The organism is Arthrobacter sp. (assembly GCF_030540645.1).
In the GTDB taxonomy this organism is placed as follows: Bacteria; Actinomycetota; Actinomycetes; order Actinomycetales; family Micrococcaceae; genus Specibacter.
On record NZ_JAUNVV010000018.1, the window covers coordinates 39,676 to 48,838 of the forward strand.

At 63.1% G+C, this 9,163-nt stretch carries 7 protein-coding genes; 5 read left to right on the plus strand and 2 right to left on the minus strand.

Translation table 11 applies throughout. The annotated features are described in order from the left end of the window. The coding region (locus Q4P21_RS05525; RefSeq protein WP_303387811.1) for an AAA family ATPase at positions 1-1,941 on the plus strand (1,941 nt) is incomplete at its 5' end. A 42-nt stretch (positions 1,942-1,983) separates the two neighbouring features. On the opposite strand, the gene Q4P21_RS05530 is transcribed toward Q4P21_RS05525, so the two are convergent. Both Q4P21_RS05530 and Q4P21_RS05535 read right to left on the minus strand, forming a co-directional pair. Continuing rightward, positions 1,984-3,369 carry a sugar porter family MFS transporter gene (locus tag Q4P21_RS05530; RefSeq protein ID WP_303387812.1) on the minus strand — a complete coding sequence of 462 codons (1,386 nt, stop codon included), beginning with the start codon at positions 3,367-3,369 and terminating at the stop codon, positions 1,984-1,986. Between the two features lie 367 nt (positions 3,370-3,736). After that, a complete protein-coding gene (locus Q4P21_RS05535; RefSeq protein ID WP_303387813.1) occupies positions 3,737-4,966 on the minus strand; it encodes an MFS transporter in 1,230 nt (409 codons plus the stop codon). A 66-nt stretch (positions 4,967-5,032) separates the two neighbouring features. Here Q4P21_RS05535 and ftsY point away from each other — a divergent pair, with 66 nt between their 5' ends. The 4 genes from ftsY to Q4P21_RS05555 all read left to right on the plus strand — a co-directional run bounded on the left by ftsY (position 5,033) and on the right by Q4P21_RS05555 (position 8,974). Beyond that, positions 5,033-6,250, plus strand: coding sequence for a signal recognition particle-docking protein FtsY (ftsY, locus tag Q4P21_RS05540; protein WP_303387814.1), 1,218 nt, complete (start codon positions 5,033-5,035; stop codon positions 6,248-6,250). Positions 6,251-6,496: 246 nt separating this feature from the next. Then, a complete protein-coding gene (locus tag Q4P21_RS05545) occupies positions 6,497-7,858 on the plus strand; it encodes an ammonium transporter (protein ID WP_303387815.1) in 1,362 nt (453 codons plus the stop codon). Further along, a complete protein-coding gene (locus Q4P21_RS05550) occupies positions 7,855-8,193 on the plus strand; it encodes a P-II family nitrogen regulator (protein WP_303387816.1) in 339 nt (112 codons plus the stop codon). The genes Q4P21_RS05545 and Q4P21_RS05550 overlap by 4 nt, the downstream gene beginning before the upstream one ends. A gap of 118 nt (positions 8,194-8,311) precedes the next feature. Next, positions 8,312-8,974: a hypothetical protein gene (locus Q4P21_RS05555; RefSeq protein WP_303387817.1), complete on the plus strand. Its 663-nt coding sequence runs from the start codon at positions 8,312-8,314 to the stop codon at positions 8,972-8,974. The last annotated feature ends 189 nt before the right edge of the window (positions 8,975-9,163 follow it).

Sequence of the window (9,163 nt, forward strand, 5' to 3'; positions counted from 1 at the left end):
CACGCTGGAACTGCGCCTGGCTCAAACAGCGCAGGTGCTGACGGCGCCGGTGCTCGCGACGGCCGCAACGTCCTGGCAAGCGCAGCGCAAGCCGCAGCAGCCGCGGTGCCGGGTGCCGCCGTCGGACGTGCACAGGTTTCCGGGCCGGCGGAATTGGCTCCGGCCCTTGACGCGCTGCTCGAAGCCGTGGTGCTGGTGCCGGACTTTGCCGCCGCACACGCCGTGCTGGCCTGTGACGGCCGGTTGATGGCGGTGACGGTGCAAGGCGATGTGGTGACTGCGGCGTACTTGACGGGTGGTTCCGCTACAGCGCCGTCAACGCTGGAATTGCAGGTGGCCATAGAGGAGACAGAGGATCAGCTGCGGGCGGCTGCGGCGCGCGGCGAGCAGGCCCGGTTTGCGTTGTCTGGGCTGACGGCGCGCCGGGGGGAACTGGCGCGCGATGAGGCCGGGGCTTTGGCTCAGTTGCACGAATCTGATGCCCGCATGGCTGCCGTCGCCGAACGTCTGGGCATGCTCGGGGCGACGCTGCGTTCGGCTGCCGGGGAGTCGCAACGGCATGCGCAGGCATTGCAAACGGCCACGGAGAACTTGGCCCGCGAACAGCAGGCGTTGGAGGAAATTGCTGCGCGGCTGGCCGCAGCACAGAGTGCCCCGGCCGACGTCGAGCCATCCATGGACGAGCGCGATGCCCTGGCCGCGGCCGCGACTGCTGCACGCGCCGTGGAGTTGGAAATGCGTTTGGCCCTGCGCAGTGCCGAGGAGTCACGCAATACCGTCCGGAACCGTGCAGCCGCACTGGAACGGGCCGCAGCCACGGAGCGCATGGCCCGTGAGCAGGCTGCCCAACGGGCCAAACGGCGCCGCTTCCAGGCCCGGAAGGCAGCGGCCGTTGCCCTGGCCACCGAACACATTGCCGGGTTTGTGGGGGAGTCAATCGAGCTTGCCGAGCAGGTTCGGGACGAGGCGGAGGAGCAACGGGCCGCGCGCGAAGTGGAACTCATGACCGTGCGAGCCGCGATCCTGGAGGATGAAAAGGAACTCTCCACGCTGACCGATTCCGTGCACAAGGATGAGCTGGCCCGTGCCGCCCAGCGGCTGCGCATTGAAACCCTTGAGAACAAGTCCATTGAGGAACTGGGACTCAGCGTGGACCACCTAGTCAACGAGTACGGGCCGGACACGCTGGTGCCGTCCGTCCCGGGGGAGTCCGTCGACAAGTGGGCGGCGCTGCATGTTGAAGTGGACGAGTCCGGCGCTGAAGTCCCTGCGGGCGTCCCCTTTGTGCGGGCCGAGCAGGAAAAGCGGCTCAAGCGTGCCGAACGTGATCTGGCAGCCCTGGGCAAGGTCAATCCGCTCGCGCTGGAGGAGTTCGCCGCGCTGGAGGAACGCCACCAGTTCCTCGCCTCGCAGCTTGAGGACCTGAAATCCAGCCGCAGGGACTTGATGGACATCATCAAGGAAGTCGATGTGCGCGTGGAGGAAGTGTTCACGGCAGCCTTCGCCGACACTGCCGTGCAGTTTGAACACGTCTTCGGACGGCTTTTCCCCGGCGGGGAAGGCCGGCTGGTGCTGACCGACCCGGAGAACATGCTCACCAGCGGCATCGAGATCGAGGCCCGCCCGGCCGGGAAGAAGATCAAGCGCCTGTCCCTGCTCTCCGGCGGGGAGCGGGCGCTAACCGCTGTGGCGCTGCTCGTGGCTATCTTCAAGGCCCGGCCGTCGCCGTTTTACGTCATGGACGAGGTGGAGGCGGCCCTCGACGACACCAACCTGGGCCGGCTCATCACCATTTTCGACGAGCTGCGTGAATCCAGCCAGCTCATCATCATCACCCACCAAAAGCGCACCATGGACATTGCCGACGCCCTGTACGGCGTCTCCATGAGGGGCGACGGCGTCTCCACCGTGATCAGCCAGCGCCTGGACCGCGCCGGGTAGCCGCCCGTAGGTACTGCAGGCGGCCCCCGCAAGCTCTCGTTGCTACATGGTCTGCTTGCTGCGCGCTGCTTCCCGGCTGCGCCAATATTCCTCGATCTCCTCCAGTGACTTGCCGGATGTTTCCGGTACACGCCGCACTACGAAGATAAAGGCCAGCATGGACAACACGGCAAAGACCAGGAATACGAGGGGCCCGAACTTCTCCATTGCTGAAGGGAAGGCCTGGGCGAACACCGCATTGAAGAGGTATTGGGTGAACGTGATGACGCCCATGCCGATGGCGCGCATCCGCAGCGGCAGTACTTCAGGAACGTACAGCCAGAACACAGGACCCAGCCCAAAACCGAAGGAGAAGGTGTACAGGAACACGGCGGTGACGGTGAGATATCCGGAATCCGGGAACAGCCACAGTCCGAGCATGGAAACGGCCTGTCCGGCCATGCTGATGGCCAGCATTTTCACGCGGCCCAATTTGTCGATCAACGGCAGGGACGCTGCGGTGGAGACCACCAGTGCTATTCCCACCCCGTAGTTGGCGACCATGCCTGGATTCGCGCCCAGCGAAGGGACGTCGGCGAAGATGATGGGGGCGTAGTACACGACGGCGTTGATGCCAGTGAAAACCTGGAAGAACGTGAGGACGAACAACACGGACATTGCTGGCCGGGCTGATTTGAACAGCGACGAGATCCCGGCTTCCTCGTGCTTGAAGGTATCCTCGATTGCTTGTGCTTCAGCTTCCGCGATTTCGTGCGTGGCACGGAGCTTCTGCAGCACCGCCACCGCTTCATCACGCCTGCCGCGCATGATCAGCCAGCGCGGGCTGGGCGGGCTGAGCAGCATGCCGACAAAGAAGATGATGGCGGGAATGATGCCTGCGCCGAGGATCAAGTTCCAGTTTCCCGACTCCTGCAATGCATCGCCGATGATGTAGGCAGCCAGGATTCCGACGTTGACAGACAACTGGTAGAGGGCCGTCAGCAGGCCTCGAATCCGGGTTGGTGCCAGTTCTGCAAGGTAGATGAGGCCGAACATATTGGCAATGCCGACGGCCAGTCCCAGGAAGAACCGGGCAAACATCAAAACGGTGATTCCGGGGGCCAGTGCACATGCCAGCGACCCTACGATGAAGATGGCGGCGGCTACCAGCAGCAGGTGCCGACGGTCGAAACGCTTGGCTGCGAGCGTGGAGCCGATGATGGCAGGCAGCGCTCCCCAGAGTAGAAGGGATGTAATCAGCCCCTGCGTCCGGGCGTCAATGCCAAAGTCATTGATGAGCAACGGCAAGGCCCCGGAGATCGCGCCGGAGTCATAGCCGTAGAGAAGTCCGGAAAACCCTGCCAGTACCGCAATGAGGATGACCACTTTTGGAATGGCTTCAGTGCTGTGGTCCCTCGGGTGTGTCGCGTCTGTGTTTTCTTGCTTCATTGCTTCCAATTCTCTGGCAGTTCATGGTGAGCGTCTTGCCCCGCAAGATACTTCGGTGCGGCAACCAGGGTTCGTGACCGGCGGTGCCGCAGGTGCTGACTGGGGCATCAGCTACAGTCCGCGCAAAGAAGTGCGCGTTCCGTCGAGATGCCGGAGCAGTATGGAATTTAAGTTAGCTCTGGTCCGATGTTTGGACGGAGCCCAGGCAGCTCCCGGGAGTCAGCGCGTGACGGCCGGAATACATTGTTAGTGACAGTCTAGACATCGGATGTATTAAGTGCCAAATAACACAGTGGCGGATCAAGTGTGTAATTTTCCTCACATACATCCGATGTTAACTCGTTTACCCAGTGGGAGCTCTGCCGTGCTAGACGGACTGCCGCGTACCTTTGGCCCCGAACCAGAACGCCATGCTGATGAACGCCACCAACGTCGCCATGAGGAAAGCCGGGCCGTAGGAGAACGCATCAACAAGGAAACCGGCTGCGATGGGGCCGATGATGGTGCCAAAGTCGGAGCTCATTTGGAACGTTGCCAGGACCTTGCCGCCGGAGCGTTCATTGCCGATGACGTCGGCCACGGTGGCCTGTTGCGCCGGCCCCATCAGTCCGCTGCCGAGTCCGGCGATGGCGGAGATGGCGAAGAACCAGAATTCATTGCCGGTGAAGCCCAGTGCCCCCATCGCGATGCCGTTGACGGCGAGGCCGCAGAGGATCATGGGCTTGCGGCCCCAGGTGTCGGCGAGTTTGCCTGAGAAGGTCAGGGCAATGCCGGTGCCGATGGCGAACACGGCCAGGGAGGCACCTGCCACTTCAGGGCCGGCGCCGAGCCCGGCGGTGGCGAACAGTGGGACAAGGGCCATGCGGATGCCGATGGCGGACCAGCCGTTGGCGAACCCGGATGTGAGCACGGCGCGGTACGCCGGCAGTGCCAGGGCGGTGCGCAGCGGCAGCACTTCTGGCTTCTTCACCGCGACGTTGCGCATATGTGCCGGTACGGCCTTGACCGCAGGGAGCATCGTGGCCACCAGAATGGCCACGAGCACTAGCGCGGCGGCATACACCAGGAACGGCAGTTGCAGGCCGAGCCCGGCCAGTAGCCCCCCAGCCGCCGGTCCGGCAATGTTGCCCAGCAGGAACGAGCCGGAGTAGAGGCTGGAAATCCGGCCGCGGGCCTGCGGGGGAGCGAGCCGGATGAGCAGGCCCATGGCTGCCACGGTAAACATGGTGGAGCCAATGCCGCCCAGCCCGCGGTACACCAGCAGCTGCCAGTAATTTTGGGCGAACGCGCAGGCAGCCGAGGATGCGGCAACAATCAGGATCCCCAAAATGTAGGTGCGTCGTTCCCCCATGCGTTCCACAAGCCAGCCGCTCAGCGGGGCGAAAATGAGCCGGGTGAAGGCAAAGGCACTCACGACGATGGCTGCCGCTGTGACGCTGACATCGAAACTCTGGGCAAATTGCGGCAGCACAGGGGCCACAATTCCGAAGCCAATGGCGATCAGGAAGGCCGCGGCAACAAGCACCTTGATTTCCCGGCTCAGCGGGGGTGCCGGTTCCGGTACGGTTTTCTGGGGTGGTGGGACATTCGTTGACATCGCTTCTGAGTTTGTCACAGCACGGCACAAAGCGGCGCCCCGCAGCCCCCATGAGAGACTGTGGGAGTGAATGACATTCTTCCCATCATCCTGACCATTGTTATTGGGCTCGCCGTAGTTTCCGGCTTCCTGGTTCCCGTTTTCCTGAAGGCCCGCCGGAGCAACGAAAACTACACGGGCCCGCGCGATGCCAATGACCCAGACCCGCTGGACACGGCCGGCACCGGTGCCTCAACCGGCACTTTGGTGCAGGACCGCCCGGAAACCCACGCTCCGCCGTCGGGCTTGGACACGGCGGTCGTCCTCCCGGAAGCCCCGGTTGCCCCGGAAGCCCCGTCGGCACCGTCGCTGGAAACTCCCCTCCCGGTTGAGGGGCGGCTGGTGCGCCTGCGCGCGCGGCTGGCCAAGTCGAACAACGCCTTGGGCAAGGGGCTGCTGGCGCTGCTGGCCCGCGACACCATCGACGAGAACGTATGGGAAGAGGTCGAGGAGACGCTGCTGATGGCGGATATCGGCACTGATTCCACCATGGACTTGGTGGACACGTTGCGCGAACGCGTGAAGGTTTTGGGGGTGCGCAGCCCGGAGCATGTTCAGGCGATGCTGCGTGAGGAACTCGTCAAGCTGGTTGATCCCTCGATGGACCGCACCTTGAACATCAAGCGCCACGATGGCCGCCCCGCCGTCCTGATGGTGGTTGGCGTCAACGGCGTCGGCAAGACCACCACCGTCGGCAAGCTGGCCCGGGTGCTCGTTGCCGAGGACAAGGACGTGCTGCTGGGCGCGGCCGACACCTTCCGTGCCGCCGCCGCCGAACAGTTGGCCACCTGGGGTGCCCGTGTGGGTGTTCCCACTGTGAAGTCCGACGTCGACGGTGCAGACCCGGCCTCCGTCGCCTTTGAAGCGGTGAAGGTTGGCATCGAGCAGGAAGTGGACGTCGTCATGATCGACACCGCTGGCCGCCTGCAGAACAAGGTTGGCCTCATGGACGAGCTCGGCAAGGTCAAGCGCGTCATTGAGAAGCAGGCCACCGTTGATGAAGTGCTGCTGGTGCTGGATGCGACGACAGGGCAGAACGGGCTGACCCAGGCGAAGGTTTTTGCTGAAGTCGTCAACGTCACCGGCATTGTGCTGACCAAGCTCGACGGCACTGCCAAGGGCGGCATTGTGGTGGCCATCCAAAAGACGCTCGGCGTTCCGGTGAAGCTGGTTGGCTTGGGTGAAGGCGCCGATGATTTGGCTCCGTTTGACGCGGAGAGCTTCGTCGACGCACTGCTGGACTAACTCCTGGGGTGATAGCCGCAATGAGTCAAAGTGCCCGCCCTCGGCGGGCACTTTGCTGTTTAACGCCGCCTTGGTGCTGCCGTTGAGTTGCCGTAACGCGAACTTAACTTTCCGCCGCCAGATGTAACCTGCCGGAAATCCGGGACACGGCCGGGTGAAACACGCTGGCACCAGCATTGTAAGAGTCCCCAGTGCACAGCCTCGACAAGACGGCAGGCACCAACTCTTGCAAGGAAAGGCCGGCCAATGAATACAGGCGATACGGCATGGGTCCTGGTTTCAGCAGCCCTGGTGCTGCTGATGACCCCGGGACTGGCGTTCTTTTACGGAGGCATGACCCGGGCCAAGGGTGTGCTGAACATGATGATGATGAGCTTCGGTGCCATGGCCGTCGTCGGCGTCATCTGGATACTGTTTGGATATTCAGCTGCATTTGGCACCGATGTTGGCGGCGGGCTGCTGGGCAATCCCCTTCAAAAGTTCGGTCTGCAGGGTGTCCTTGCCACCGGCGCCGGAGCACCGCTGCTGGGTTCGATCCCGGAAATCGCGTTCGTCGGCTTCCAGGCAGTGTTCGCCATCATTGCGGTTGCACTGATCACCGGAGCCATCGCAGACAGGGCAAAGTTCGGTGCCTGGCTGCTATTCGCGGCCATTTGGGTGAGCGTGGTCTACCTGCCCGTGGCCCACTGGGTGTTCTCGTTTACGAAGGACGCAGCTGGCAAACCCACGGGCGGTTGGATTGGCCAGGGACTGGGTGTCATTGACTTTGCCGGAGGCACCGCGGTGCACATCAACGCCGGTGCGGCGGCCCTGGCACTGGCCCTGATCCTGGGCAAGCGCAAGGGCTTCGGCAAGGATCCGAGCCACCGCCCGCACAACCTGCCCTTCGTCATGCTCGGTGCGGGCCTGTTGTGGTTCGGTTGGTTTGGCTTCAATGCGGGGTCAGCCCTAGGGGCAAATGCCGTTGCCGGCTATGTCTGGATCAACACCCTCGCCGCCCCCTGTGCCGCCATTCTTGGTTGGCTCCTGGTGGAAAGGCTGCGTGACGGCCATGCCACTTCCTTGGGGGCAGCCTCCGGGGCGGTTGCCGGCCTGGTCGCCATCACGCCCGCCTGCTCGGCGCTGACGCCGGTGTGGGCCATGGTGCTGGGCTTGCTGGCCGGGGCGGTCTGCGCCTTGGCTGTGGGACTGAAATATCGTCTGGGCATCGATGACTCCCTTGACGTCGTCGGAGTGCACCTCGTGGGTGGCATCGTCGGGACGCTGTTCATTGGACTGGCTGCCAACCCCACCTCACCGGCTGCGGGTCAGGGACTCTTCTACGGGGGAGGGCTGGAACTTCTGGGCAGGCAGACCATCGGCGCATTTGCCGTCTTCGGGTACTCGTTCGTCCTGGCCTTCACGATCGGCTGGATCATCAACAAGACCATGGGCTTCCGCATCTCCAAGGATCACGAGGCTGCCGGCATTGATGTTTCCCTGCATGCCGAGTCTGCCTACGACTTCGGCGGTCGCAGCTCCGGCAGCTTCCACCCACTGACAGAACGGCTGCCGGCAGCAACCGCAACCCGCACAGAACCAGCCACAGAAGCAAAGGTCAACGCATGAAACTCATCACAGCGATCATCCGGCCCGAACAACTCGAAGAGGCCCGTTCCGCCCTTGAAAGCTCCGGCGTCCAAGGTCTCACCGTCAGCAGTGCTCATGGGTACGGCAGGCAGCGCGGGCACACGGAAATCTACCGGGGTGCCGAATACACGGTGGACTTACATCCCAAAGTTCGCATTGAAGTCCTCGCCTCCGACGAGCAGGCCCACAACCTCATGGACATCATCGTTGCCAGCTCCAACACCGGGACGGCAGGGGACGGGAAGGTTTGGATGATCGAGGTCTGTGAAGCCGTCCGCGTCCGCACGGGTGAACGCGGCGAGGCCGCAATCTAGCTCCTACTGGATAGTCTTGCTTCGGGGATTCCGCCACAGGTCGAGCCACACCCAAACTTCTGCCCAACTTCGCTGGCACGTCTGCCGCAGGAGCGAAAGGCTGGGCACTCTGGGGGACATGAGCAGTTCGCCTCGCAAGAGTACAAAGCAGTTGGTGGCGACCATTGATGCCCTCGGTGGGGTGGCGCGGCAAAAGGACCTGTTGCGGCACGGATTCACGCCCTGGAATCTGAAACAGGCGCTGGCTGCAGGAACAGTTGAATGGATTTCCCGCGGATACTACGCCCTCCCGGACGCGGATGCGCTGGATGTTGAGCTGGACAGGCACCAGGCCCGCAGGACATGTTTCACCAAGGCTGGGCAGCTGGGACTGTGGGTGATCGCCCCGATGCCACTGCCCCATGTGGCTGCTGCGCACAGCCGCACCATTCCCGGGTACGTGGTGTACAGGGTCAGCGGCGGGCAGACCCTCGTGGACATTCTGCGACAGTGCGTCAAGTGTGGGAGCGAAGTGGAGGCACCGGCTGTGCTGGAATCTGCAGTGGTGCTCAAGAAATGCACCATCCACGAGCTCCTTGCGGCCTTTGCCGGCCGCAAGGACGCCGCAGGCCGGAGCGTCGTGGCGATGATCGACCCGCAGTCACAGTTAATTGTGGAAACCGTGGCCAGGTATTACCTGCTGGTGGACGGCCTTCTCGGTGTGGAGACAGATGGCGAGCGGTACCACAACACCCCCTCGGGATGGGTCAAGGACGCGCTGGCTCAGATCGCGGCCAGTTAGCGACCCCATTGTGCACCCGTTCCGTCACAAATATTATGCGCTGGATACCCCGTGAATGATGCGCCAGTGACCAACTGGCGCATCGTTCGACGTCGAATCCAGCGCATAACTGAAGTCCCGCGGGGCTACTCGTTGTTGCTGGTGGTCCAGTCCGCGGGGCCGTCGGTGCCAGCTGCATACTCTTCCATG